The sequence below is a fragment of the Psychroflexus aurantiacus genome (genome assembly GCF_010820555.1).
Classification (GTDB): domain Bacteria; phylum Bacteroidota; class Bacteroidia; order Flavobacteriales; family Flavobacteriaceae; genus Psychroflexus; species Psychroflexus aurantiacus.
Window position 1 is genome coordinate 72,370 of sequence record NZ_JAAIKD010000005.1, and the last position, 26,581, is coordinate 98,950.

Consider the following 26,581-nt stretch of genomic DNA (forward strand, 5'->3'; position numbering starts at 1 on the left):
TTAAAAATTATGGGACAACATCAAAACAATCATTCAAAAGATGAGCATGAGCATTCAGGTGATGATCGCTCTCATCACGACCACCATAAAATGATGATTGAAGATTTCAAAAAGCGATTTTGGATTTCATTAGTCATTATGTTGCCTATTGTAGTTTTGGCTCCGATGATACAAGATTTAGTTGGGTATGAATTTCGATTCAAGTGGGATCGCTATCTTCAATTTGGACTTTCTTCCTTTGTTTTCTTTTATGGAGGCTGGCCGTTTTTAAAAGGCCTGGTTGATGAAATTAAAGAGAAGACACCAGGTATGATGACCTTGATTGCGCTGGCTATTTCGGTGGCCTATTTTTATAGCTCTGCGGTTGTCTTTGGTTTGGAGGGTAAAATATTCTTTTGGGAGCTGGCCAGTTTAATAGTCATCATGCTTCTGGGTCACTGGATAGAAATGAAATCGGTGATGGGAGCCTCCAATGCTTTAGAAGAACTGGCTAAAATGATGCCTTCCACCGCTCGTCGAATAAAAGAAGATGGGGAGCACGAAGAGGTTTCTATAGACGACTTAAAAAATGAAGATGTTATTCTGGTAAAACCCGGTGAAAAGATTCCAGCGGATGGCCAGGTGATTGAAGGAGAAAGTCATGTCAATGAATCGATGCTCACAGGGGAGTCCAAGCCCGTTGCCAAGCACGAAGAGGATGAAGTCATTGGCGGATCAATAAATGATAATGGCTCTTTAAAAATAAAAGTGCAGCACACCGGTAAAGACTCTTATTTGTCAAAAGTGATTGGCATGGTGGAAGAAGCTCAAAAAACCAAATCCAAAACTCAAAACCTGGCAAATAAAGCAGCGGCTTGGTTGTTTTATGTGGCGTTAGGTGCAGGTATTATCACCTTGATTGTTTGGCTGAGTTTAGGTAAGGAATTTGAATATGCTTTAGAGAGAACAGTGACGGTCATGATTATTTCATGTCCACACGCACTCGGTTTGGCTGTGCCTTTGGTTGTTGCCATTTCTACAGCTGTTTCTGCCAAAAATGGACTTCTGATTCGAAACAGAACTGCTTTTGAAAATTCAAGGAAAATCTCAGCTATTATTTTCGATAAAACAGGAACCTTAACCCAAGGAAAATTTGGGGTGACGCGTTATAAATCAGTTTTAGAAAATCAATCCGATGATGAATTGCTTCAAATCGCAGCTTCGCTTGAAAACAGTTCAGAACATCCAATTGCTTCAGGAATAGTTCGAAAAGCCAAATCTCAAAATCTGGATTTACAGGAAGCATCAAGCTTTCAGAATATCACAGGGAAAGGGATACAAGCAACTTTAAATGATCAGGAAATTAAAATTGTGAGTCCGGGAATGTTGAAAGAACAGGACATTGAAATTCCTTCAGAGGCTTTCAAATCTAAAGATGAGACGGTAGTTTTTGTGACGATAGATGCTAAGTTGGCTGGATTTATTGCTTTAGCAGACGAAATCAGACCTGAATCCTTATCCGCTATAAAAACCTTGAAAGACAGAGGCATTAAAGTGATTATGGCCACAGGAGACAATGAACAGGTGGCTAAAGCGGTAAGTGAAGAGCTTTCCTTAGATGATTATTATGCTGAAGTTCTTCCTGAAGACAAACAAAGCATTATCAAAGACTTACAGGAAAAAGGGGAGTTTGTTGCCATGACGGGTGACGGGGTGAATGATGCCCCTGCTCTGGCTCAAGCGGATGTTGGTATTGCGGTTGGTTCTGGAACGGATGTTGCGGCAGAAACAGCAGATATTATTTTGGTCAACAGTAATCCTAAAGACATTGCAAACCTAATTTTATTTGGCACAGCCACTTATAAAAAAATGATGCAAAACCTTTGGTGGGCAGCTGGATATAATATTATTGCAGTTCCGCTGGCAGCTGGAGTTTTGGCTGGAGTAGGAATTATCTTAAGCCCCGCCCTAGGTGCTGTTTTGATGAGCTTGAGTACTGTAATTGTGGCAGTCAATGCGCAACTCTTAAAAAAACAAATGAAGTAATCAACGCAAAAGTTGATTATAAAAAATGAACAATTAACTATTTAACCCTTAATTCAAAATTCAATAACAATGAAAAATGTAAATGTAATCTTATCGAGAACAGTCTTAATCGGACTCATAACGCTATCAGTGGCATGTGTCGATAAGAAAAAAGAAGACAATACTGATGCTGACCATCTGCATGACCAGGAAATGCATGATGAACGAATGGATCATGATCATGATGGTGAAATGATAGATGATGACGAAATGATGGATGAAGCGAATCATACAATGACTGAGGAGTCTGATATGATGGTAAAAGAAAGCAAAACAGCTTCTTCCTTAATCGATAACTATTTAGCCATTAAAAATGCGCTGACAAATGATGATAAAGATGCCGCAGCCAAAGCAGGTGAACGTTTAGTACAATCTGCTAATGCATTTGAAATGAGTCAAGTTGAGACTTCTCAGCAACAGGAAATGAAAGAAATCTTGAAAGTGATGAAAGAACACGGAGAGCATATCTCTAAAAGTGATATGGCACATCAAAGAGAGCATTTTGCCCAAATTAATCTTCATATGAAAGACATGTTAGCTGTCACTGGTTCAGACAGAGTACTTTATCAGCAGTACTGTCCGATGTATGCTGATAATACAGGTGGCGCTTGGTTAAGCGAATCTAAAGACATTAAAAATCCACTTTTCGGAAGCAAAATGATGAAATGCGGTTCTGTAAAACAGACGATTGCTTTAAAATAAGAATGGCTTTATTTCTATTCAAGTAATTAAGCTAAATAGCTCCAATATATTCAAGGAGTTTACATGAATTGCTTAGACAATATTAGTATTTACCGTTATGTTGATGATAATGTTGAATGCAGCTCTTTAAATAATAGTATTTTTAAATAAAACATGACACATACCTATAAAGTTTCCGGCATGACTTGCCAGCATTGCAGAGCCAGTGTAGAAGAAAGTCTTAAAGATTTAGACCATGTGAAATCGGTGAGCGTTGATTTGGAAGCCGAAGAAGCTAAAATCGATATGGAAAAGCATATGGATTTGGAGACGCTTCAAAAGGCACTTTCAGATAAATACACGATTTCAAAAAAATCTGATTTTGAAGACAAGCCTGGTCAAAACATCCAGGACCAGTCTAAGGCACAGCAGCTGTTTCCCTTGTTTTTAATCTTTGGTTACATCACTGCAGCTTCCATTTTGCTGAATTTTAGCGACTGGAAACTCAGCAGTTTTATGTTTGACTTTATGGGCCTTTTTTATATGGTCTTTAGTTTTTTCAAATTTCTGGATTATACCGGATTTCCAGAATCTTTTAGGATGTACGACCCTCTAGCCAAAGTCCTGCCTGCTTATGGGTGGGTGTATCCGTTTATAGAAACCGCTCTCGGACTCATGTTCCTGATGCGATTTGAAATCGATATAGCTTTGGTCGCCACGATTGTTGTTCTAGGAATTACCACGATAGGTGTCACCCGCTCTCTGTTCTCCAAAAAAGTCATCAAGTGTGCCTGTTTGGGAACGGCGCTCAATCTTCCTATGACCGAAGCGACCTTTATTGAAAATACCATCATGCTGGTCATGGCAGTCTGGATGTTGTTGTTTTAAAGTAAACTTTGTGATCTCTGTGTCTCTTATGCTTGTAATTTTTCACCACGGAGATACAAAGGGCACGGAGAAACCTTATATAAATTAAGTTTTTTAAAACGGTAGTTTCAACTGTTCTTCGTTTGGAATGGAAGGTTTTTTCACTGATTTGGTTTGTTCTGTGTTGAGGTTGGACAATGAAATCCCCAGCAGGCGGATGGAATCTTTGATGGGCTCCTGGTAAAGTAAGGCCTTGGTTTCTTCCATGATCAAAGCTTTGGAGGCGATAAAAAGCTTCAGGGTTTTGCTTCGGGTTTGCACGCTAAAATCGCTGTATTTCAATTTCAAGGTGATGGTTTTTCCTGCAACCCGACTGGTTTTGAGTCGTCTCTCCACTTCCTCAGCGATATCCTCAAGCTTTTCGAGCATGTAAATTTCAGAGGAAATATTTTCAGAAAAGGTGCGTTCGGCGCCGAGTGATTTGCGAATTCGGGAGGTCTTAACTTCACTTAAATGAATCCCGCGCACCACATTATAGTAATGGGAGCCGCTTTTTCCAAAGTGCTTCTGGAGATAGTCCAGGGTTTTGAGCTTAAGGTCAGCACCGGTAAAAATCCCCAGTCGGTACATTTTATCCTGAGTCACTTTCCCCACACCATAAAATTTCCTGATGTCCAGCTGTTCCAGAAAGTCAATGACGTCTTCCGGTGGAATTGTTTTTTGACCATTGGGTTTATTGATGTCGCTGGCAACTTTAGCGATAAACTTATTGATGGAAATTCCGGCGGAGGCATTGAGTCCGGTCTTAGCTTTAATTTTTTCTCTGATTTCCCTGGCCAGAACCGTCGCGCTGGGGAAGTTGAATTTATTTACCGTAACATCCAGATAAGCCTCATCCAGAGAAAGCGGCTCGACCAAATCGGTGTATTCAAAAAAGATTTTGCGGATTTGCTGAGAGATTTCCTTGTAGCGCTCAAATCGGGGTCTTACAAATATTAAATGCGGACAAAGCCGAGCGGCCTGCCTTCCACTCATCGCACTTTTTACGCCGTATTTCCGGGCTTCATAACTCGCCGCCGCCACGACTCCGCGTTTGGAACTTCCCCCAACGGCCAGCGCTTTGCCTTTCAAACTGGGATCATCCAATTGTTCTACAGAGGCGTAAAAGGCATCCATATCGACGTGGATAATTTTGCGAAGATGTTTTCGAAAATCCATAGACAAAAATACATAAAGTACTAGGGAAATAATGCGTTGTGCTCTCTGTGACTTAGTGGTTCTATTTCACCACGGATGCACCAAGGTCACGGAGGAATTTCATGTAAGTTATAACCCTTTTGGAATCGCTTCAATAAGTTGTTTGGTGTAGGCTTTTTCCGGATGGGCATACACCGCATCCGCTTCTCCACGTTCTACGATTTTGCCCTGATGCATTACCAAAAGCTGATCGGCCATGTACTTGACGACCGCCAAATCGTGTGAGATAAAGATATAGGTAAATCCAAAATCAGATTTGAGTTCGTTGAGCAAATTTAAGACCTGGGCCTGTACCGAAATATCCAAAGCCGATACCGACTCATCACAAATAATCAGTTTAGGTTCTACGGCAATGGTTCTGGCAATGCCGATACGTTGACGCTGCCCCCCGCTAAATTCATGCGGATACCTGTCGAAATGCTCTTCAGACAGCCCCACGCGTTTCAAAATCTGTATGGTTTTTTCCCGTCTCGATGCTGCATTGCCATAGAGGCCATGTACCTTCATGGGTTCCATAATGGTTTTGCCTACCGAAAGTCGTGGATTTAGACTCGAAAACGGATCCTGAAAAATAAGCTGAATGTCTTTTCTGAGGTGTCTTAAAGCTTCACCTTTGAGTCTGGTAATGGACTTGCCCTGGTATAAAATCTCTCCTTCAGTGGGATCATCCAGCCTCAAAATGGCATTGCCCAAGGTGGATTTTCCGCAACCGGATTCCCCCACAAGCCCCAGAGTTTCACCCTCGTAAATCTTGAAACTCACGTCGTCCACGGCATTTACTTTTTCAGTTTTCTCAAACCAGCCCGCATTGGAGATAAAGGTTTTTTTGACGTTCCTCACTTCAAGCAAAGGGGGTCTGGAGTATATGAGCTCATGTCTTTTTTTCCGTTCTTCTGAAGTTTCTATGGCAGCGTTTGGAACTTCCTGCATATAATCTTTAACCGTAGGCAAGGCTTTAAGGCGGTGCCGGGTAGAAGGTTTGGAAGCCAAAAGCGCTTTGGTATACTGGTGTCTGGCATTTTTAAAGATGTTGACCACATCGTCCTGTTCCACAATTTCACCCTGGTACATGACTGCTACCCGGTCTGCCAGTTCAGACACCAAGGCCAGGTCGTGAGAAATGAAGATGATACTCATCTCCGTTTCTTGTTGTAAAGATTTAAGCAGTTTCAGGATTTCCTTCTGCACCGTGACGTCTAAAGCCGTAGTGGGTTCGTCTGCAATCAGGATTTTGGGTTTGCAGGCAATCGCCATGGCAATCATGACGCGTTGCTTTTGCCCGCCACTGATTTGGTGGGGATAACTTTTGAAAATAGCTTCGGGCCTGGGTAATTTCACCTTTTCAAAAAGGCTCAGGACTTCTTGTTTTACTTCAGCTTTAGATAATTGTTTATGCCGTATCAAGACTTCTTCGACCTGTTTTCCGCAGCGCATCGAAGGATTCAGCGAACTCATAGGTTCCTGAAAAATCATCGAAATGTCATTGCCTCGAATCTGCTGAAATTGTTGCTCACTAGACTTCGTCAGTTCTCGATCTTGAAATAAAATGGACCCTTCTACCTTAGCTTTTGCACCGAGTAGACCCAGAATGGACAAGGTCGACACCGACTTCCCAGAGCCGGATTCCCCTACAATGCCAAGAATTTGATTGGGTTGCAGATCAAAACTGACGTTCTTGATGACGTGTTCATCTCCAAAGTGTATGTTGAGGTTACTGACTTTAAGCATTAGACAGAGATAAGTTCGTGATCTTCCAAAAGTTCTTCCTGGCGAAGTTTCAAGATAACCTGCGCTACTGCAATAACGTCTTTTTCGCAGTAGGTTACAATTCTATCAATATCTTTTTCTTTGTAGTACACGTCTCTCACCTGGCTGCCGTCAATGTCATCCTTTGGAGAGGGAATATCGAAAAGTTCGGTGAGCAATTTCAAAGAGGTATAGTGTTTATAATCCCCGAACTTCCATAGTTCCAGCGTATCCAGGTGCGGAATTTCCCAGGGCTTTTTCCCGAAAAACTGGAGTTTTTCGGGCAGTGAAATCCCGTGAATCAGCATGCGTCTGGCGATGTAGGGAAAATCGAATTCCTTGGCATTGTGACCGCACATGAGATGCTGAGGTAGGCTGAAATAATCTTCAACCAGAATCTTGAAACGTTTCAGTAAGTCATCTTCTTCACCAAAAAAGCTGGTGGTTCTGAATTTTCTCTCTTCCCCTTTAAAGTTAAAATACCCCACCGAAATGCATACGATTTTTCCAAATTCTGCCCAGATGCCGGCACGCTCATAAAATTCTTCAGCTGTAAACTCTTCTTTCCGCTGGTACTGCGTTTTATCGGCATATAGTTTTTGTTTCACGGGAGTTAATCCCGCAAAGTCCTCCTGTTCAGGAACGGTTTCAATGTCCAGAAAGAGGATGTGTTCCAGGTTGAGTTTGTGTAGCATGCTTCAGCGGTGTTTCAGGATAACTAAGTTAGGTAATTTTTGAAGAAGTATTAGAATAGAGATAGTTGAACTTAAGATTTACGGTTTTACCGCAGTAAAAGTACGGTTGAACCGTAATCTCTTTAAGTGATAAGGTGTTAGTATTGCTTTGTTAATAAGTTGCAAAGTGATTTCACACACACACACAGCCGAGCAATACATTCTATGACCGCATAAGCCTTTTATATGGTTTTCCTTAGTTATTATTTTAATAAGTCGACTTCAAATAAAATAATAACTAACATATATATGAATGAAAACACTACCGATTCAACTGCTATTGCTTTTTTCACTTTTGCTCGTCATTTACAGCTGTGAAAAAGAGGATAGTATCATAGAACAAGAAAATCGCCTTAAAACAGTAGCTTTAGAAGATGCGCAAGCATTTTTAAGTCAAAGCTGGAAGAAAAATAGTTCAGGTTCAGGAAATTCTTTTATCACTTCGATTTCAGAGGAAATCAATTATGAAGATATAACCAATACTGATGAGGAATTGGCGGTCATACCCGTAACAACCACTTATAAACATTTGCAGAGTAGAATTGCGTTGTTAGAAATTGATGGTGAAGTCCAAAGTGTTGTTGTAAGCTTAAAACCATTTGAGCATTCTACACCTGGTAATTTTTCTGGAGAACTATTAATTACAGATATAAAAGGCAATTTTATAAAAGCATTTAAGGTTGAGAATAATATATTAGTGATTGAATATATTATCAAAAATAAAATATATAAGAATTATTATGAGGATTTAGATAAAAACTCTAGTTATAACTCCAACGCTAAAAGTTGTGAAGACTTTGCTGGTACCGAGTGGTGTATTGACGGAGAAGAAGTAATAGTGACAGCTTATTTGCCAACTCCTTACGTTTCACTTTCACACATGTATCCTACAGGCGGCGGGGGTGAAGAAAGTAATTGTGAAGTGGGTTGTGACAATAACTGGAATCCTAGCGGCGGTGGAGGTGGTGATGCAAACCTTAACCCAGAACCAGAACCTGAATCTGAAAACTGCCCAGAAGGTTTTTATCAAAATTTAGAAGGAGAATGTATCGAAATTTTACCATGCAATACTAATGATGAAATATTAGATTCTGCTGCGTTACAGGCTGCATTTGCAGATATATGGGAACAAAGTGGGGCGTTAAACACTGATATTCCAATGGAGTCAAGATTGGAAGAAGGTGGATGGATCGTTGAAAATAGCGGTCGTTTTGGATTTATTCCATTCGACTCTTCCTGGAGCCGAACTCCTTGTGGTATAAACCCTCCCGCAAATTGGGCTTCTACTATTCCAGATAACATAGTAGGCTATGTTCATACACATCCTTTTTATCTTGGAGAAGATAGAAGAAGTATATGTCAACAAGCTGAAGCTGAATATCAGGGAGGACCGAGTGATGATGACTACTTTTTATTAATGGCTATTGCGAGTGAAGTTGGAAACTTTAATATATTAGGTTTCGTTATAGATGGAGAACAAATAACTTCATTTGATTTTACAAGAACAGAAAATATGCAAAACTTTAACCGTTGCGGTTACTAACTTAAAAAATTATTAAAATGAAAAAGATATTATTGATTTTATCGCTAATTTTTACAATGTCAACATATGCTCAAACAGAGCAAAAAAATAGTTGTACTCCGGAGCACACTTTCGCTAAGTTTAAAGTAGAACTTTTTTTAACTAAAAATGAAAAAAGCTACAGAGAAAAAACAGGTACTATAGAGGAGAGCGTAGATAAAATTTCAGCAGTCAAAAATGAAAGCGAATGTATTGCTCTTAATAATTTTATTGAAAAAAATGACAAATATCATCAAATTAATCAAGGTATCGATACTTCTTTAAAAACGATTTATTATTATAAAACCTCTAATTTTTATTATATATTTTGGGGATTTAAACCAGAATATTATAGACCTAGAATGGGTCCTAAGCAGGTTTTTATCGTTGTAAATAAAGATTTGAGTCAACATTGGGAATTTTATAAATAATATATGAAAGGAATAACATTTATTTCAATTATGTTAATTTCTTTTTCAGTTTATAGTCAAACAGATAAGACTAATGCTTGTAGTCCAGAACGTCCTTATGGTAAGTTCAAAATAGAAAGATTTTTAACATTTCACGAAAGTGATTATCGTCAAAAATCAGGAACATCAAATGAAAAGACGAGTCAAATTCAATTGGTTTCCGATTCAAAAGCATGTAAAGCATTAAGGATTTTCATTGCAGAAAATAAAACTTACAAAGAATTTGATCAAAAAATATCTAACGAAGAGATTATTTATTTTTATGAGACATCAAATTTCTTTTATGTGTTTTGGGATTATAAACCTGAATTTTTTAGACCTAGAATGGGGCCTCCCAGACCTTTTTTAGTAGTAAACAAGGATTTCACTCAATCTTGGAATTTTAGATTGTAATAAAGAATTAATATTATAAGTCAGCTTGTTCAGATTCTATAAATATTGAATAAGCTGATTTTTTTATTTTTCGGAAAACTCTAATTATATTAAAATGAAAACAATAATTTTAATACTAGTATTTGCTCTTAATATAAGTTGTGTAACAGCTCAAGAAGTAACATTAAAGAAAGGATTGAAAGTTGAAAATGTTAAAAGAGGGACACACTACAAGACAGATAAAGCTTTATTAAACAAATACCTCGGAATTTGGTCAACAAATATAAATTACAAGACATTCAGGTTTGAAATTTTAAAAAAGATAACTGAAGTCAATGGTATTTATATTGACAGGATCGTAGGGAGATATTATTATGATGGAAAATCTGACATTTACAAAAGTAATGCAGTATTTGAGAGTAGTGCAATGGAATATGGCCTGGATGTTTTAGAAAAGGGCACTTTAAGATTTAGGATTATGACTATGAAAAATTTGGGGTATTAGAGTTTAAATTACTTCAAGACGGTAAAGCAAGTTGGAAATTACTCGAACGCGGAGGTTATAGAGATGAAAGCTTCATAAAAGGCTTTTCAGTCCCAACTGAGATGGTATTAACCAGAAAAAAATAGAAGGGTATTTAAGTCTTATATAACAGAGAAAGTTAATATTGTCTTTCTCTGGTATTATTTCTGTAAATGGTTTCAAATTAACACAAAAATTTTAATCTTTCTACTGGCAATAGTTTGTATTATAAGCTCAGGTGATTTACGCAGTACCTGAAACTCAATAAACTAAAAAAAATGAAACATTTATGGATTATTTTACTAGTAACTAGTTTATTCAAATATAATTATTCACAATCTCAAGATATTGATATTCAAGAAATAAAGGAGATTGATAGTTTACTCGAAAAATCTATTTATTCATTTATAAATACAAAAGAAAAAGAGTTTTCAAATTTTAAAACCACAGGATACATTGTTGTTTCATTAGATTATTATAATCAAAAGGCCATTAATAATGAGATATATTCGTCTTACACCATAAAAGACCAATATATTTCTATACGTAAAGACAGTGATTTTAAATTACCTTTATTATACGCATTTATCAATAAAAAATTAGTTCTCTTATATATCAGCACTGTTGATAAAGAAATCGAGTTTTCAAGAAAATCAAGAAATCGATTGATTAAGATAATCAATCAATCTCTAGGTGATAAAGAACATTTAGTGGTTTATGATTCGAAAGGAAATAAAATTATTGATGATAAAAACTTTAACCCAACTGAATCTTATAACATTCATGGAGGAGTAAAACTCAAAATTTACGCTAATAGAAGGATTGAAATAACTAAAAAAAAGTATTAATTCTGAAATTTACTTTATACTTAAAACAACTTCAGAAGAGATTCTAATTATCTTAAAGTCAAAGTTCTGTAATTCAAAAAATAAACTTACTTTTGCACCTCATTATTAATAACGGGAGTCGTGAACTCCAAAATTTAATTTTTATGCCAGTTAAAATAAGATTACAAAGACACGGTAAGAAAGGAAAACCTTTTTACTGGGTTGTCGCTGCAGATGTTCGTTCAAAAAGAGATGGTAAATACCTTGAGAAATTAGGAATTTACAATCCTGTAACCCAGCCTGCAACTATTGAACTCGATGTTGATGCATCTGTGAAATGGTTAAGAAATGGAGCACAGCCAACAGACACTGCAAAACGTATTTTATCTTACAAAGGCGCTTTGATGAAAAAACACCTGTTAGCAGGTGTGGACAAAGGAGCCTTGACAGAAGAAGAAGCTGAGAAGAAATTCGAAGCCTGGATATCTGAAAAAGAAGATAAAATATCTACTGCTGAAGAGAAAACTGCTAAAGCTAAAGAAGCTGAAAAGCAAAAAGCACTGGAAGCGGAAAGAGAAGTGAATGCGAAGCGTGAAGCTGAAGCAAAAGCGGCTCAGGAAGAGGAAGAAGCTAAAGCAAAAGAAGAAGCAGATGCTAAGGCTGCTGCTGAAGCTGAAGCTGCTGCAGAAGCTGAAACTCCTGCTGAAGAAGACGCTTCTGAAGACGAAACCAAAAAAGAGGCTTAAAACGTTTAGTGCGATGACAAAAGACCAGTGTTTTTATTTAGGTCACATCGTGAGTAAATTTAGTTTTAAGGGCGAGTTGCAAATCAAATTGGATACCGACGAGCCCGAACTCTATGAAAACCTGGAATCAATTTTTGTGGATTACCGCAATAAATTGATTCCTTTTTTTGTGGAAAAATCCAACCTTCAAAAAAGTAACTTACTTCGTGTGAAGCTCGAAGAGGTGGACGAAGAAGCAGATGCCGACGACCTGCTCAAGCGCGATGTTTACTTGCCCTTAGCAGATTTGCCCAAGTTGGGTCCTGACCAGTTTTACTATCACGAGATCATAGGTTTCAAAGCTGTGGATGAAGTTCATGGCGAGATAGGTTCCATTAAATTTGTCAATGACCAAAGCATGCAGGCGCTTTTCTTTATCGATTTTAACGGTAGAGAAATCATCATTCCCGTACACGATAAGTTTATCCAAAACATAGACAAGAAAGAACAAGTCATCTATTTCAAAACTCCGGAAGGCTTAATCGACATGTATCTGGAAGATTAGAAGTTCTTTCTAATCCAGGCTTTTTCGCTTAGCGTCCAGCTTAAGGAAAATAAGCACCAGAATAAGAAATCCCCATAATCCCGAACCGCCGTAACTGAAGAAAGGAAGAGGTATTCCCACGGTTGGGAAAAGACCGATGACCATGGCGATATTTACAAAGAAGTGAACAAAAAACACAGATAATACAGAGTAACCATAGACTCTGCTAAACTGACTTTTCTGACGTTCTGCCAGATGGTACAACCGAAGTATGAGGATGGTAAACAAAATAATAACGAGGCTTGTTCCTAAAAATCCCCACTCTTCACCTACGGTACTAAAAATATAATCGGTATGCTGTTCCGGCACAAAACGACCCTGAGTCTGCGAGCCTTTTAGCCATCCTTTTCCTGTCCAGCCGCCGCTTCCTATGGCGACTTCACTCTGGTAAAGGTTAAAAGCGGCACCTCGTATATCGGTGGTTTCACCAATAAGCACATTAAACCTTTCTTTTTGATGAGGTAATAAGACAGAATTCAGAATAAAGTTGACAGAATACGAAAAGCCAAGCCCTAAAATCAATACCAATATATAGCGCCAAAGTTTGGGTTTTTTCTTTCGATTAAAGAGATAGATGATGATAAACAGAGCAACAAAAACCGGTGCAAAAATGCTGAATCCGAATTTAAGCGTAAGGATAAAAATGGCAACCGCCAGAAAACCATAGCTGATATAAAAATGGGGCAAACCTTCTCTGTAAAGGGGAATCAAAAAAGACAGATAAATGACCGCACTCCCGGCATCTGGCTGGAGCATAATCAGAGCTAAGGGCAGGCCAATAATGGCGAAAGCTTTGAGTTGGGAGGTGAACCTTGACAAATCATTGTCCATTTCACTGATGTACTTCGCCAGGGCGAGCGCCACAGCAGTTTTCACGAACTCAGCAGGTTGAATGCTAAAAGATCCAAAGGAATACCAGGCCGTTTGTCCGGCTATGGTTTTTCCAAAGAGAAAAAGACCAACGAGGGAGAGGATCGCCAAAAGATAGATGACATTGGCGAACCTTTCGAAAAATTTAGTGTCCATCGCAAAGATCACAATGCTGATGACAATTCCCAGGATAATCCAGAACAGCTGTTTGCCGTATATTCTAGATAAGTCAAAAACACTTTCTTCGGGACCTACAAAGGTGGTTGAGTAGATATTAACCCAGCCAAATCCGATAAGAATAATGATAATAAAGATTGTAAGCCAATCGATTTGCAGTAACGTTTTGGGCATTCTTACTGGTTAATTTTAAAGGGTTCGCCAGAATAGGGTTTGGCGTATTCATCTTCCAAAGTATTGCTAAGAATCCAATTTTCCAAGTCTTTTCTTTCGATGTTGTCTTTTAAGTATTTTTCTATCATGAGGCTGGAAATCCTGCCAGCGTATCTGGATCCCCAGTACCCGTTTTCTACAAAAACAGCTAAAGCAATTTTCGGATCCTCTTTGGGAGCAAAGGCGACAAAAATGGAATGATCGGTCAGCTGCATTCGCTCGCCGTCTACAACGGTATAATTTTCAGAAGTTCCTGTTTTTCCACAAATTTCAATACCCGGAACCCTCAAATAAGACGCTGTCCCATAATTGAATACATCATGCATGCCCTGTATAATCGGCTCAAAATGTTTCTTATCTATAGTTGTGACCTGTTTAGTGGTGTATTTTTCGTCTTTTACAGGTGAACCCGCTATAGACTTGACGATATGAGGCCTGTAAAACCAGCCTTTGTTGGCAATAGCAGCAGTCACGTTTGCCAGTTGAATGGGTGTCGTAAGCACTTCGCCCTGACCAATGGCATTGGAGAGCGTTGCACTTGCATACCATTGATACGTCGGATAGTTATAGGCCTTATTGTAATACTCTGAATCCGGAAGAAGACCAGGACTACCTACGGGTAAGTCATAGCCCAGATAATTTCCAAGGCCAAAACTGGCCATGTGTTTTTGCCAGACATCTATGCCTTTTTGAGGGGTGTCGTACTTTTCGATGGTTCTTCTATAGATTTGAGCAAAATAGGAATTACAGGAATGGGCGATGCCCGTTACCATTTCGACAGGGCTTGGATGATTGTGACAACCCATTCTTGCTCCCCTGCCATAAGAGTAACCGCCAAAGCAGTTGAAGCTTTCTTCCAGCCCTACCACGCCTTCCTGCAGGGCTACAAGTCCGGTTAAAGCTTTGAAGGGTGATCCTGGAGCGTAAGTGGCCTGTAGTGCACGATTATAAAGAGGTTTGCTAATACTATCATACCACAATCGGGTGAAATTTCTGGACCGTTTTCTGCCTACCAGTAAATCCGGGTCGTAAGAGGGTGCTGTTACCAGACTTAAAATTTCTCCTGTACCTGGTTCTATGGCTACAATTCCGCCGCGTTTTCCTTGTAACAAGAGTTCACCGTAAGCCTGCAGCTCCGCATCAATGGTAAGGTGCAGGTCACTGCCTTTTTGGGATAGGGTATCAAATTTTCCGTTTTTGAAAGACTTAATGTTTTTGTTGTGAATATCTCTCAAATAGTGTTTCACACCTCTTTCGCCTCGTAAGACTTCTTCGTATTGCTCTTCAACACCCTGTTTTCCCTTCAAATCTCCCGATTGGTAATAAGAATTCTGAGAGATTTCTCCCTGACCAACCTCAGCAATATATCCCAGAATATTGGCGCTGTGGTCTGCATTATAATCCCTCAGAGATCGCTTTTGAATATAGAAACCTTCGTATTTATGCATGCGCTCCTGTAAGTAAGCATATTCTTTTTTGGTGAGTTGAGGCGTAATTAAGGAGGCTAATCTCGGCGAGTATCGCCAGGCTTTCTCCAGTTGAATTTTAAGCCGATCTGGAGTGAGTTTCAAAAGGCTTGCTAGCTCTAGGGTATCAAATTCCTTGACTTCCAGAGGCACGGCCATCACATCGTAGGCAGGCTGGTTTGCTACCATAAGCTTTCCGTTTCGATCATAAATGTAGCCCCTCTGCGGATAGTCATATACTTTACGCAAAGAGATGTTTGTGGAAACCTCATCGTAATTTTCATTTAAAATTTGTAAATAAAACAAACGAATGAGGAAGAGGAAAGCAGCAAAACTGACTAAGAGGATAGGGAGTAATTTTCTCATTTACGATTCTTTCGTATTAAATTTAAGGTGATCATTATCAATAGTATACTAAAAACCGAAGAATAAACAACTTTTTCCAGAAGATATAGTAAATGATTAACACTAAAGATTTCCAAGGCAAAAAGAACACTGTGATGGACAATAATCATTAAGCTGACGTAGATAAACCTGGACCGAAATGGAGCGTGGTAAAACTTTAAGGTTTGATAATCATAGCTCAGTCCAAAGGCATTTCTCAAAAACAAAGGCCTTAAGTAAGCAATGACGAGGCTTGCTGCGGCATGAATACCGCCACTATCTTCAAAAACATCTATACAGATTCCTAAAAGAAAAGCAAGTACCAGCTTTTGGATAGAATTGACGTTAAAGGGCAGAAGAATGATGAGTAAAGGATAGATGTAGGGGTTGACATACCCAAAGACTTCAAAATGATTCAGGATCATGACCTGAACCAGGATGAGTAAAATAAACCTGATCGTATTTATAAAATAGGTTTTCATCTAAGGCTTTTCTTCATTTAATACTTCGTAAGCTTCTTCTCTCCTTACATTTTCAATGACGTAAATGTGTTTCAAATTGGTCATGTCATTGAATAATCTGACAGAAATGGTATAGTAACCCAGGTTTTCATTCAATTGGTAATCGCTAATGACGCCAATGGGAACATCTTCAGGAAAAATTAAAGAGCGCCCTCCGGTGGTGATGGTATCTCCTAATTTCACAGGAGCAGATCTTGGGACATCTACCAGGTTCATAAGATTTGGATCTTTCCCGTTCCAGGTCAGGGTCCCAAAATGACTGGTATTTTTCAGCTTGGCATTGATGGAGGTGTTGGTGTTAAGAATTGAAATCACCCTGGAAAATTCTTTGCTTGCATCTATTACAATGCCAATGATGCCCTTGCTGGAAATAACACCAAGGTCTGCTTTGATGCTGTCTTTGGTTCCGCCTTCGATGAGCAGGTAATTGTCAATTTTATCGTAATAGTTGGAAATTACTCTAGCTTTCTGAATTCGGTATAATGTATCTGTGATATAGTCTAAATCAGGCTGTAGAGTGTCTTCTGCTGAAGTTGTATTCAAAAGCCTTCTCCTCAGGGTTTCATTCTCTTCCAAAAGAATTTCATTCTGAGTTTTCAGGTCAAAGTATTGATCCACGCTTTCAGTAGTACCTAATACTTTTCCGGTAATGAAATTGGCCGAAGAGACCAGTTTGCTGTTGTGGTAAGTATGAGCCTGGAAAGTGAGTCCAAGCGCGATTGTCATAAGAATGATAAACACCAAACCTGTCTTATTTTTAATAAGAAATAAAATGATTTGCTGCATAATTCAGGTCTATTTTAGGAGGACAGCTTTGTATTTCTCCAGGTCCTTCAGAGTAATCCCTGTTCCTCTTACTATAGCTCGCAATGGATCTTCGGCAATGTAAACCGGTAAGTCTGTTTTTTGAGATAATCGCTTGTCCAGCCCTCTTAACATGGAGCCGCCACCAGCGAGATAAATCCCCGTGTTGTAAATATCTGCTGCCAATTCCGGAGGCGTCTGCGATAAGGTTTCCATGACAGCATCTTCAATTCTTAGGATGGATTTATCCAGGGCTTTTGCGATTTCTCTAAATGAAATTTCAACTTGTTTTGGTTTTCCGGTCAATAAATCACGACCCTGAACCCGCATGTCTTCGGGAGCCGTTTCCAGATCTTCAGTGGCAGAACCAATCTGTATTTTAATCTTTTCGGCAGTGCGCTCACCTATGAAAAGGTTATGCTGAGTACGCATGAAATAAATGATATCGTTGGTAAACACATCCCCTGCAATTTTCACAGATTTGTCGCAAACAATACCGCCAAGCGCGATTACGGCAATTTCGGTAGTACCACCACCTATATCCACAATCATATTTCCTTTAGGCTGCATAATATCCACGCCAATACCAATAGCCGCAGCCATAGGTTCGTGAATCAAATATACCTCTTTGCCATTCACACGTTCTGCCGAATCTTTTACAGCCCGCATTTCAACTTCTGTGATACCACTTGGAATACAGATGACCATGCGAAGCGAAGGGGTGAAAAGACGTTTCTTGAGCGCCGGAATTTCTTTGATGAACATGCTAATCATCTGCTCACTGGCATCAAAATCTGCAATAACCCCGTCTTTTAAGGGACGAATGGTTTTGATGTTTTCATGCGTTTTTCCCTGCATCATGGCAGCTTCTTTTCCTACCGCAATAATTTTTCCAGTTAAACGATTTCTGGCGACAATAGATGGACTGTCTACCACTACTTTATCATTATGAATGATGAGTGTATTGGCTGTTCCTAAATCTATGGCTATATCTTCGGTAAGAAAATCAAAAAATCCCATGTGTTTATTGTTTAAAGAGGATAAAGTTAATTAATTAATGCTTAAAATGACGTGTTCCTGTCATTACCATGGAAATATTATTTTCGTTGCAGTAGTCGATGCTTAATTCGTCTTTTATAGAGCCTCCTGGTTGAATGACCGAGGTGATTCCTGCATGGCCTGCAATTTCAACACAGTCTGGGAAAGGGAAGAAGGCATCGCTGGCCATGACCGAATTTCTCAAATCGAATTTAAAATTCAACGCCTTTTTAATGGCATGATTCAGGGCGTCTACTCTGGAAGTTTGTCCCGTTCCACTGGCCAGTAATTGTTTGTTTTTGGCCAGAACAATGGTGTTGGACTTGGTGTGTTTACATATTTTGGAGGCAAACAACAGGTCTTCTACCTGAGCATCACTCGGTGATAATTTGGTAACTGTTTTCAAATCTTCAACGGCATCCGTTTTGGCATCCCTGTCCTGAACCAAAACCCCATTGAGGCAGGTTCTGACTATTTTATCAGAAAATTGAAACAGCTTTTGAACCAAAACGATCCTGTTTTTCTTTTTTGTCAGAATTTCCAATGCTTCATCGGTATAGGCCGGGGCAATCACCACTTCACAAAAGAGGTTATGAATTTCCTCAGCGGTGGCTTTGTCCAGTTCTGAATTTGAAATCAATATGCCGCCAAAGGCAGAAACGGGGTCTCCGGCTAAAGCATCTGCATAGGCCTGGTGAATTGTCTCTCGTTGCGCCAGACCACAGGCATTGTTGTGCTTTAAGATCGCGAAAGTTGGGGCTTCCTGATAAAATTCTGACATCAGATTGACAGCAGCATCTACATCTAGCAAGTTGTTGTAAGACAATTCCTTGCCGTGAAGCTTATTGAAGACCTTGTCAAAATCGCCGAAGAAAAAGCCCTGCTGATGAGGATTTTCGCCGTAACGCAATGCTTTTCCTTTATCAAAGCTTTGTTTATGACTAGGAAGAGCTTCAGTGGTATTGAAATAATTGAAAATCGCGGTGTCGTAGTGCGAGGATATTTGAAAAGCTTTGGCTGCAAAATTCTTTCTTTGTGAAAGGCTTACAACGCCTTTGTTTTCTTTTAGAATGTCTTCAAAAGCGGCGTAATCCTCTCGTGAAGAAATGCAGAGCACATCTTTGAAGTTTTTGGCTGCAGCTCTGATGAGCGAAATACCGCCAATATCGATTTTTTCAATGATATCCTGTTCGGTAGCACCGGAAGCCACGGTATCTTCAAAAGGATATAAATCTACAATAACCAGATCAATCTGAGGGATGTCGTAAGCTTTCAGCTCTTCCTGGTCCGGGGCATGGTCGGCACGGTTTAAAATTCCTCCGAAAACTTTAGGGTGAAGCGTCTTAACCCGCCCTCCCAGTATGGAAGGATAGGAGGTCAGGTCCTCCACAGGGGTGACGTGTATTCCAAGATCAGTTATGAATTTTTCAGTACCTCCGGTAGAGTAAATTTCGACACCTAACTGGTTTAAGGTTTTCACAATAGGCGCTAAGCCTTCTTTGTGATAAACAGATATTAGGGCGGACTTTATTCCTTTTGCTTGAGCCATTTTAAGATTCTTTTTTAGATGATGCAAAAGTAGGACTTTGTCAAGGAATAATTAATTCTTGACTCTCAATTATTTATAAAAAATCAAGTCCGTAAAACATTAAGTCTTTGCATGCTGAACGTGTTTCAGTAGCAAGCTTCAATAAAAAAACCTGCCTTGTAAAAATCAAGACAGGTTATGGTTTTAAACCTCACTCAGGCCTCACAGGTTTTCAAAACCTGTGAGACCTATTCTGAGACTAGTCTTTTTTCTTTAGAAACTTTGGGATGGGTCAAAGAAAAAAGATTAAAATTAATGATTCAAAAATGTTCAACTTGCCTTAAAAAAATAGAGTAAACTATCGGGTTTTACTAAAAACCTAACTTTAGCAACCTCTCGGCTAGTTCATTATAAACACAAGTGACAAGCTTATATCCTGTGTCTATACAATCATACCTGCAGCAACGGTTTCTTTGGTGGATTCGTCTACCAAAATAATACTTCCTGTACTTCTATTGTCCCTGTAGGAATCCAGCATCAGGCGATGAGAGGTTTTAAGCTGAACCCGTGCAATGTCATTCATTTTCAAATCTTTATCCGCTTCATTTCTTTTGAAGGTGTTCACGTCCATCTTGTAAACGATGTTTTTGATGACTGCCTTTTGCTCGTTGGAGGTGTGCATAATCGTATACTTTGTTCTTGGCTTTACCGGAGCATTATTCAGCCAGCATAACATCACATCAAACTCCTGAGAGAGTTCGGGCTGATTGTTCACTTTTACAATCATATCCCCGCGGCTGATGTCGATATCGTCTTCTAAAGTAATCGCAACAGACATGGGTGCAAAGGCTTCCTGAATTTCCTTTTCCCCCGCATTGATGCTTTTGATTTTTGAGGTAAAGCCTGAAGGCAATACGGCGATTTCATCCCCAACCCGGTAAATACCGCTGGCGATTCTCCCGGCGTAACCTCTGTAATCTTCAAAACCTTTGCGCTGGGGTCTCAAGACCGTCTGTACTGGAAATCTCGCATCTATTTTGTTGATGTCACTGCTGATGTGAAGGGTTTCCAACTCGTATAACATGGGGGAACCCTGAAACCAGGGCATATGTTCTGAACGATTCACCACATTATCCCCATTCAAAGCACTGATGGGAATGTAACGCACATCTTTAATCAGTAATTTTGAAGAAAACTCCTCAAACTGCTCCACTATGGTGTTGAAGGTGTCTTCAGAATAATCTACCAAATCCATTTTATTGATGCACACGATAATGTGTGGGATATTCAATAAGGAAGCGATGAAGGTATGTCTCTTGGTTTGTTCTATCACACCGTGTCTGGCGTCGATCAAAACAACGGCTGCGTTTGCGGTAGATGCTCCGGTCACCATGTTTCTGGTATACTGAATATGACCCGGGGTGTCGGCGATGATGAATTTACGCTTTGGGGTGGTGAAGTATCTGTAGGCCACATCTATGGTAATGCCCTGTTCGCGTTCATCTTTGAGCCCATCGGTAAACATGGCCAGGTCTACCCCTTCGATACCTTTTTGCTTGCTGGAATTTTCCACAGCAGCGAGCTGGTCTTCAAAAATGGATTTGGAATCGTAAAGCAATCGTCCAATAAGTGTGCTTTTTCCATCGTCCACACTACCGGCAGTCGTAAATCTAAGCAGTTGATTTTTATCTATTTTCATCGTATAATCAGTTTTGTAATCAGAATTTTTAAGTGGTTTCAAAAAATAATGGCCTAAAAGTAACCGTCTTTTTTACGGTCTTCCATGGCGGTTTCAGAGCGCTTGTCATCGCTTCGGTTACCGCGTTCGGTTTCTCTCATGGTAGAAACCTCTTCCACGATTTTGTCCATGGTATCTGCGTCAGATTCTATTCCTCCAGTAATGGTAATATCACCAAGGGTTCTGAAACGTATTTTTTTAGTGACAATTTCTTCATTGCTTTCCAATACAAGAAATTCTGAATTCGGAATCCAGGACCCATTTCTTTTCACCACTTCACGCTCGTGAGCCAGATACAAAGAGGGGATTTCTATGTTTTCTATGGCGAGGTAATTCCACACATCCATCTCGGTCCAGTTGCTTATAGGAAAGGCTCTGAAATGTTCGCCTTCAAAGTATTTTCCATTGAGCAGGTTCCAGAGTTCCGGACGCTGATTTTTTGGATCCCATTGCCCAAACTCATCTCTGTGGGAAAAGAAACGTTCCTTTGCTCTTGCTTTTTCTTCATCCCGACGTCCGCCACCAATAGCACAGTCAATTTTATGTTCTTCAATCGTGTCGAGCAGGGTCGTGATCTGCAGGGCATTTCGGGTTGCATTTTTACCTTTTTCTTCAGCCACTCGTCCCGTATCTATCGATTTCTGAACGGAACCTACAATAAGGTTGACCCCGAGTTTTTCGACGATGTCATCTCTAAACTGTATGGCTTCCGGAAAATTATGTCCCGTATCCACGTGCATCAGAGCGAATGGAATTTTGGCCGGATGAAAGGCTTTTTTGGCCAGATGGGTAACCAGTATCGAATCTTTCCCTCCGGAAAATAAAATCACCGGATTTTCAAATTGAGCCCAGACTTCTCTCAAAATAAAGATAGCTTCAGACTCTAGTTCTTCTAGATAATTTAAATAATATGTGCTCATGAACTTATATTCTATGGGTTTCTTCTAAATAATTAATGACGATCTGTACGGCTTCCTCCACCTTGGTCTGTTTTGTTTTGATGTGGATTTCAGGGTTTTTGGGAGCCTCGTAAGGCGCATCGATGCCTGTAAAATTTTTGATTTCTCCGGCTCTGGCTTTTTTGTAAAGGCCTTTAACATCGCGACGCTCGCATTCTTCGAGAGGGGTGTCTACAAAAACTTCGATGATATCGTTTTCCCCAACAATTTGCTTCACCTGCTCGCGGTCTGAAATTAAGGGAGACACAAAAGCAGCCAGGGTAACCACGCCGGCATCTACAAATAATTTGGCAACTTCAGCAATGCGTCTTAAATTTTCAAGTCTGTCTTCTTTGGTAAAGCCCAGTCCCTTATTGATGCCGCTTCTAATGTTATCCCCATCCAGGGCATAGGTGGTGATGCCTTTATAAAACAACTCCTCTTCCACCTTGTTCGCGATGGTTGACTTTCCAGAACCCGATAGGCCCGTAAACCAAAGCACGAAAGACTCGTGCCCATTCACTTTATTTCTTTGTGATCTTGAGATGTCGTAATCGTGTAGGACTATATTTTCGCTCATAATTCTGTTTTTACATGAAAGTAGCCGTTCAGTAAATTCTCCCGATTGTAAAGCATTTCTTCCTGCGTATCCAGACTTGTCACTTCCAGGCCTACAGCTTTACAAATGGCCTGACCGGCCGCTGTATCCCATTCCATGGTAGGTGCATAGCGCGGATAGACATCTGCCTGACCTTCTGCTACCAAACAGAATTTTAAGGAACTTCCTTTGGACACGATTTCTATGGGTTTTTGATGTTCCTTTTTTAAAGTCTCAACATGATCCAGTGTGTCCTGATTCATATGAGACCGACTTCCTACCACGCGTATGGGACTGGAATTCCGGCTAGGTTGCAAAGCTGTAGCCCTGTTCAGCAGAGACTGCAGGTCTGTATCGTTTTCCGGTACGGCAACTTTAAAAGCCTGTCCGGCGTCAACATCCCCAACATAAAGCAGCCGCTGTGCAGGGACATAAATGACTCCAAACACCGGTTTTTGTTCGTTGATTAAAGCAATGTTGACTGTGAATTCCCCGTTTTTCTTCACAAATTCTTTGGTGCCATCCAGCGGATCCACAATCCAGCACTGTGTCCAGGATTTCCGCTCGGCATAGTCAGTTTGCTTGTTTTCTTCGCTTATGATTGGAATGGACGTCCTCTCTAAATACGACATAATCACCGCATTGGCATGTTTGTCGGCTTGAGTAAGCGGTGATGCATCATCTTTGTATTCTACATCAAAATCCTCTCTGTAGATTTCCATAATCGCATCTCCGGCTTTTATGGAAGCTTCAATCGCTTTAAGGTAATTTTCCTGCATTTATTCTTAGATTGTTAGTTCGAAACCCATTTGATTTCAACTCAATGAAGCGCTTATATTCAGACACTTATGTGAATTCAAATCGGAGGCCGGGCAAAAGTATATAATTTCTACCAATTTAGTAGACTATTCAAATGGATTCCTATGCTTTCTATGTTAAATTTATTCTGAATTTAAAGTAAGTTGGGTTGATTTTTGACGACTAATGCTGAACTTCGCAGTATCGACTGTCGTACATAAAAGAAAAGCTCATGCAAATTTTTCGTCATCTAGTCTTAGTCATTTCAGTTTTCATAGGAGTATTCCAGCTTCAGGCCCAGGACATTCATAAACACCAGCAATGGGATGAACTGCTGAAGATGTACGTGGATGATAACGGCCATGTTAATTATAAAGCGCTCAAAAAAAATCAGGAAGACTTAATAGTCTACCTGAATCTACTCAATGAAAACCCGCCAGATCAGTCGTGGAACCGGGCTCAAAAGAAAGCCTACCTGATCAACGCTTACAACGCTTACACCGTCAAATTGATTATCGACAATTATCCTTTGGAAAGCATTCGAGACATTGGTGGATTTTTTAACAATCCCTTTACGACGGAGTTTGCAAAAATTGGCGGTAAAACCTATGCTCTGGACGATATTGAAAAGGGAATGCTTCTGAAGATGGGGGATCCCAGGGTGCATTTTGCGGTGAACTGTGCTTCAGAATCCTGTCCGAAGCTGGCTAACGAAGCCTATGTAGCATCCAAACTGGATCAGCAGCTGGATGCGGCGGCAAAGCGATTTATCCTTTCAGACCAAAACAAGCTGTCAAAAAACCATGTTGAACTTTCTAAAATTTTCAAATGGTACGCTTCCGATTTTGAAACCGACACTACTTCTGTGATCGACTTTATCAATCAATATTCCGGGCAAAAAATCAATGAAGACGCCAGCATAGAGTATTTGCCGTATTCCTGGAAATTGAACGAAAACTAATGTCTATGCTAAGCATTATCATCCCTGTGTATAATGAAGCTGAGGTGATTGAAGCTAACCTCAAACAGATTCAGAAGCGAATAAGCGCCGCTTCATGGGTAGATGAAATCCTGGTTGTCGATGGGGGAAGTAGTGACGATACCCTCATAAAAGCCAAAGCCGTAGAAGGCATCCGAGTTTTCGTAAGTCCTAAAGGACGACCTAAGCAGATGAATTTTGGAGCCAAACGCGCGACAGGTCAAATCTTATATTTTCTTCATATCGATTCTTTCCCGCCCGAAAATTTTGATGAAATGATTGTCAATGCTTTCAAAAACGGACATGAGGCAGGTTGTTTTCAAATGAAATTCAGAAGCAGTCATCCCTGGTTGAAATTTACAGGCTGGTTAACGCAGTTTAAAGCCAGGTCCTGTAGAGGCGGAGACCAAAGTTTGTTTGTCACCAGGTCGCTTTTTGAAAACATTGGAGGTTATGATGAAAACTTCCTGATTTATGAAGACCATGAAATCCTGAAGCCCATCTATAAGCAAACCCGGTTTGAGGTGATTTCAGAGTGGATTTCGACCTCTGCGAGACGATATGAGGACAAGGGCATTCTGAAATTACAGCTTCTGTTTCTGGGAATCTATTTCAAAAAATGGCTGGGGGCTTCTTCAGAAGAACTTTTCAGGTTTTATGAAAAGCATATTAATAATACACCGACTAAAGCCTGAGATTGCTTTACTTTTGAATAAACTTTAGTAATTTCAGCATCAGATATCCGACTAGCGTACTAATTAAAACCTGAAGAGTTTGAAACAAGAACATATTGTCATCATAGGAAATGGTATTTCAGGGGTGACTTTGGCACGGCATATCCGTAAATTATCCGATAAGCGCATCACCTTGATTTCTTCTGAAAGTGAATACTTTTTCTCTCGAACGGCATTGATGTACGTTTATATGGGACACATGAAATGGAATCATCTAAAACCCTATGAAGATAGCTTTTGGAAAAAAAACAGGCTGGAATTAAAGCAGGCCCATGTTAAGCATATTGATACTGAACGCAAACAGCTAGAACTGGACTCTGGAGAAGATTTTTCCTATGATAAACTGGTGATTGCCTGTGGTTCTAAATATAATAAATTTGGCTGGCCGGGCCAGGATGCTGAAGGTGTCATCGGACTTGTAAGCAAGCAGGACCTTGAGGCGCTTGAGGTATACGCGCCAAATAATGAAGTGTGTAAACGCGCAGTCATTGTTGGCGGTGGGTTGATAGGCGTTGAGCTTGCTGAAATGCTTTCTACTCGAAATATCCCTGTCACTTTCCTGGTTCGTGAAGAGCATTTCTGGAGTAATGTCATACCTGATCAAGAAGCTCAGCTTTTAGAACGGCATATTAGAGAACATGGCATCGATTTAAGGCTGGACCAAAACCTTGAAGAAATCATAACCGATGAACAGGGGAAGGTAAAAGCCGTCAAAGTAAAAGAAACCGGAGAAATAATAGACTGTGATCTGGTGGGGCTGACCCCCGGTGTATCTCCGAATATTGAGTTTTTAAAGTCCAGTAAGATTGAATTAAACCGTGGCGTGTTAGTCAGCCGAATGCTGGAAACCAGCGAACCGGATGTGTATGCCATAGGGGACTGTGCTGAACAGCGTGAGCCTATCGGCAATCGCCCTGCTGTGGAAGCGGTGTGGTATACTGGCCGGATGATGGGAGAAACCCTGGCACAGACCTTATGCGGAAATCCCATGAACTATAACCCGGGACACTGGTTCAATTCTGCCAAGTTCTTTGATATCGAATATCAAACTTACGGCTGGGTGTTTCCTGAGCCAAAAGAAGGGCATGCCGATTTCTACTGGGAAGCTGAAGATGGTAAAAAATGCATACATATTCATTTTGAAAAGGAATCCAGGATTTTTAAGGGCATCAACACCTTTGGGATTCGGATGCGACACGAAGTATTTGACTACTGGCTGACCGAAGAAGCGACCGTAGATGAGGTTATTAAGCATCTGAAATCAGCCAATTTTGACCCGGAATTTTTTGAGCGCTATGAAAAGGAGATACTTGAAGCCTATAAAAAACAGGAAGTTGATGTTTGATTGTCGAAATCAGACCTCA

General features: G+C 40.0%; 26 protein-coding genes. 13 read left to right on the forward strand and 13 right to left on the reverse strand.

The annotated features are described in order from the left end of the window. Nucleotides 1–9: 9 nt before the first annotated feature. The 3 genes from G3567_RS09845 (at nucleotide 10) to G3567_RS09855 (ending at nucleotide 3,633) form a co-directional block, all read left to right on the forward strand. The gene (locus tag G3567_RS09845; protein WP_164005164.1) at nucleotides 10–2,025 is read left to right on the forward strand and encodes a copper-translocating P-type ATPase; all 2,016 of its coding nucleotides are present in this window, start codon (nucleotides 10–12) and stop codon (nucleotides 2,023–2,025) included. Nucleotides 2,026–2,094: 69 nt separating this feature from the next. Continuing rightward, the gene (locus tag G3567_RS09850; RefSeq protein ID WP_164005165.1) at nucleotides 2,095–2,766 is read left to right on the forward strand and encodes a DUF3347 domain-containing protein; all 672 of its coding nucleotides are present in this window, start codon (nucleotides 2,095–2,097) and stop codon (nucleotides 2,764–2,766) included. A gap of 153 nt (nucleotides 2,767–2,919) precedes the next feature. Next, nucleotides 2,920–3,633 carry a heavy metal translocating P-type ATPase gene (locus G3567_RS09855; RefSeq protein ID WP_164005166.1) on the forward strand — a complete coding sequence of 238 codons (714 nt, stop codon included), beginning with the start codon at nucleotides 2,920–2,922 and terminating at the stop codon, nucleotides 3,631–3,633. A 93-nt stretch (nucleotides 3,634–3,726) separates the two neighbouring features. Here the strand turns inward: G3567_RS09855 and dinB are convergent, their stop codons facing one another. The 3 genes from dinB to G3567_RS09870 all read right to left on the reverse strand — a co-directional run bounded on the left by dinB (nucleotide 3,727) and on the right by G3567_RS09870 (nucleotide 7,310). After that, nucleotides 3,727–4,830: a DNA polymerase IV gene (gene dinB, locus G3567_RS09860; protein ID WP_164005167.1), complete on the reverse strand. Its 1,104-nt coding sequence runs from the start codon at nucleotides 4,828–4,830 to the stop codon at nucleotides 3,727–3,729. Nucleotides 4,831–4,938: 108 nt separating this feature from the next. Further along, the gene (locus tag G3567_RS09865) at nucleotides 4,939–6,597 is read right to left on the reverse strand and encodes an ABC transporter ATP-binding protein (protein WP_164005168.1); all 1,659 of its coding nucleotides are present in this window, start codon (nucleotides 6,595–6,597) and stop codon (nucleotides 4,939–4,941) included. Further along, nucleotides 6,597–7,310 (reverse strand): 3'-5' exonuclease, encoded by a 714-nt coding sequence (locus G3567_RS09870; RefSeq protein WP_164005169.1) that lies wholly within the window; start codon nucleotides 7,308–7,310, stop codon nucleotides 6,597–6,599. Before G3567_RS09870 ends, G3567_RS09865 begins: the two co-directional genes overlap by 1 nt. A gap of 292 nt (nucleotides 7,311–7,602) precedes the next feature. Between G3567_RS09870 and G3567_RS09875 the strand changes: the two genes are divergently transcribed. From G3567_RS09875 to rimM, 7 genes are all read left to right on the forward strand, one after another. Then, nucleotides 7,603–8,892, forward strand: coding sequence for a hypothetical protein (locus G3567_RS09875; RefSeq protein WP_164005170.1), 1,290 nt, complete (start codon nucleotides 7,603–7,605; stop codon nucleotides 8,890–8,892). Nucleotides 8,893–8,909: 17 nt separating this feature from the next. Then, nucleotides 8,910–9,341 (forward strand): hypothetical protein, encoded by a 432-nt coding sequence (locus tag G3567_RS09880; RefSeq protein WP_164005171.1) that lies wholly within the window; start codon nucleotides 8,910–8,912, stop codon nucleotides 9,339–9,341. Nucleotides 9,342–9,344: 3 nt separating this feature from the next. Next, nucleotides 9,345–9,773, forward strand: a complete 429-nt coding sequence (locus tag G3567_RS09885; protein ID WP_164005172.1) for a hypothetical protein — start codon at nucleotides 9,345–9,347, stop codon at nucleotides 9,771–9,773. Nucleotides 9,774–9,867: 94 nt separating this feature from the next. Then, nucleotides 9,868–10,257, forward strand: coding sequence for a DUF6705 family protein (locus G3567_RS09890; protein WP_235923558.1), 390 nt, complete (start codon nucleotides 9,868–9,870; stop codon nucleotides 10,255–10,257). Between the two features lie 296 nt (nucleotides 10,258–10,553). Beyond that, nucleotides 10,554–11,123: a hypothetical protein gene (locus G3567_RS09895; protein WP_164005173.1), complete on the forward strand. Its 570-nt coding sequence runs from the start codon at nucleotides 10,554–10,556 to the stop codon at nucleotides 11,121–11,123. A 143-nt stretch (nucleotides 11,124–11,266) separates the two neighbouring features. Beyond that, a complete protein-coding gene (locus tag G3567_RS09900) occupies nucleotides 11,267–11,848 on the forward strand; it encodes a 30S ribosomal protein S16 (RefSeq protein ID WP_164005174.1) in 582 nt (193 codons plus the stop codon). Between the two features lie 13 nt (nucleotides 11,849–11,861). After that, nucleotides 11,862–12,392, forward strand: a complete 531-nt coding sequence (gene rimM / locus G3567_RS09905; RefSeq protein WP_164005175.1) for a ribosome maturation factor RimM — start codon at nucleotides 11,862–11,864, stop codon at nucleotides 12,390–12,392. A 9-nt stretch (nucleotides 12,393–12,401) separates the two neighbouring features. Here rimM and rodA read toward each other — a convergent pair whose 3' ends face one another. The 10 genes from rodA to cysQ form a co-directional block, all read right to left on the reverse strand. Continuing rightward, nucleotides 12,402–13,652: a rod shape-determining protein RodA gene (gene rodA / locus G3567_RS09910; RefSeq protein ID WP_164005176.1), complete on the reverse strand. Its 1,251-nt coding sequence runs from the start codon at nucleotides 13,650–13,652 to the stop codon at nucleotides 12,402–12,404. Between the two features lie 2 nt (nucleotides 13,653–13,654). Beyond that, the gene (gene mrdA, locus G3567_RS09915; RefSeq protein WP_164005177.1) at nucleotides 13,655–15,523 is read right to left on the reverse strand and encodes a penicillin-binding protein 2; all 1,869 of its coding nucleotides are present in this window, start codon (nucleotides 15,521–15,523) and stop codon (nucleotides 13,655–13,657) included. Then, complete coding sequence (gene mreD / locus G3567_RS09920; protein WP_164005178.1) at nucleotides 15,520–16,023, reverse strand: rod shape-determining protein MreD; 504 nt, start codon at nucleotides 16,021–16,023, stop codon at nucleotides 15,520–15,522. Before mreD ends, mrdA begins: the two co-directional genes overlap by 4 nt. Continuing rightward, complete coding sequence (mreC, locus tag G3567_RS09925; RefSeq protein ID WP_164005179.1) at nucleotides 16,024–16,848, reverse strand: rod shape-determining protein MreC; 825 nt, start codon at nucleotides 16,846–16,848, stop codon at nucleotides 16,024–16,026. Nucleotides 16,849–16,857: 9 nt separating this feature from the next. Further along, nucleotides 16,858–17,886, reverse strand: coding sequence for a rod shape-determining protein (locus G3567_RS09930; protein WP_093364845.1), 1,029 nt, complete (start codon nucleotides 17,884–17,886; stop codon nucleotides 16,858–16,860). 34 nt (nucleotides 17,887–17,920) lie between these two features. Then, on the reverse strand, nucleotides 17,921–19,453 hold the full coding sequence (purH, locus tag G3567_RS09935; RefSeq protein WP_164005180.1) for a bifunctional phosphoribosylaminoimidazolecarboxamide formyltransferase/IMP cyclohydrolase: 1,533 nt from the start codon (nucleotides 19,451–19,453) through the stop codon (nucleotides 17,921–17,923). A gap of 421 nt (nucleotides 19,454–19,874) precedes the next feature. Continuing rightward, nucleotides 19,875–21,131: a sulfate adenylyltransferase subunit 1 gene (locus tag G3567_RS09940; protein WP_164005181.1), complete on the reverse strand. Its 1,257-nt coding sequence runs from the start codon at nucleotides 21,129–21,131 to the stop codon at nucleotides 19,875–19,877. A gap of 53 nt (nucleotides 21,132–21,184) precedes the next feature. Then, nucleotides 21,185–22,090, reverse strand: a complete 906-nt coding sequence (gene cysD / locus G3567_RS09945) for a sulfate adenylyltransferase subunit CysD (protein ID WP_164005182.1) — start codon at nucleotides 22,088–22,090, stop codon at nucleotides 21,185–21,187. A 4-nt stretch (nucleotides 22,091–22,094) separates the two neighbouring features. Then, on the reverse strand, nucleotides 22,095–22,688 hold the full coding sequence (gene cysC / locus G3567_RS09950; protein WP_164005183.1) for an adenylyl-sulfate kinase: 594 nt from the start codon (nucleotides 22,686–22,688) through the stop codon (nucleotides 22,095–22,097). Beyond that, nucleotides 22,685–23,485, reverse strand: a complete 801-nt coding sequence (gene cysQ, locus G3567_RS09955; protein ID WP_164005184.1) for a 3'(2'),5'-bisphosphate nucleotidase CysQ — start codon at nucleotides 23,483–23,485, stop codon at nucleotides 22,685–22,687. The genes cysC and cysQ overlap by 4 nt, the downstream gene beginning before the upstream one ends. Before the next feature lie 251 nt (nucleotides 23,486–23,736). On the opposite strand from cysQ, the gene G3567_RS09960 reads away from it, so the two are divergent. The 3 genes from G3567_RS09960 (at nucleotide 23,737) to G3567_RS09970 (ending at nucleotide 26,562) form a co-directional block, all read left to right on the forward strand. Then, nucleotides 23,737–24,465: a DUF547 domain-containing protein gene (locus G3567_RS09960; protein ID WP_164005185.1), complete on the forward strand. Its 729-nt coding sequence runs from the start codon at nucleotides 23,737–23,739 to the stop codon at nucleotides 24,463–24,465. Between the two features lie 5 nt (nucleotides 24,466–24,470). Beyond that, nucleotides 24,471–25,178: a TIGR04283 family arsenosugar biosynthesis glycosyltransferase gene (locus G3567_RS09965; RefSeq protein ID WP_164005186.1), complete on the forward strand. Its 708-nt coding sequence runs from the start codon at nucleotides 24,471–24,473 to the stop codon at nucleotides 25,176–25,178. A gap of 79 nt (nucleotides 25,179–25,257) precedes the next feature. Next, on the forward strand, nucleotides 25,258–26,562 hold the full coding sequence (locus G3567_RS09970) for an NAD(P)/FAD-dependent oxidoreductase (protein ID WP_164005187.1): 1,305 nt from the start codon (nucleotides 25,258–25,260) through the stop codon (nucleotides 26,560–26,562). Nucleotides 26,563–26,581 lie beyond the last annotated feature (19 nt).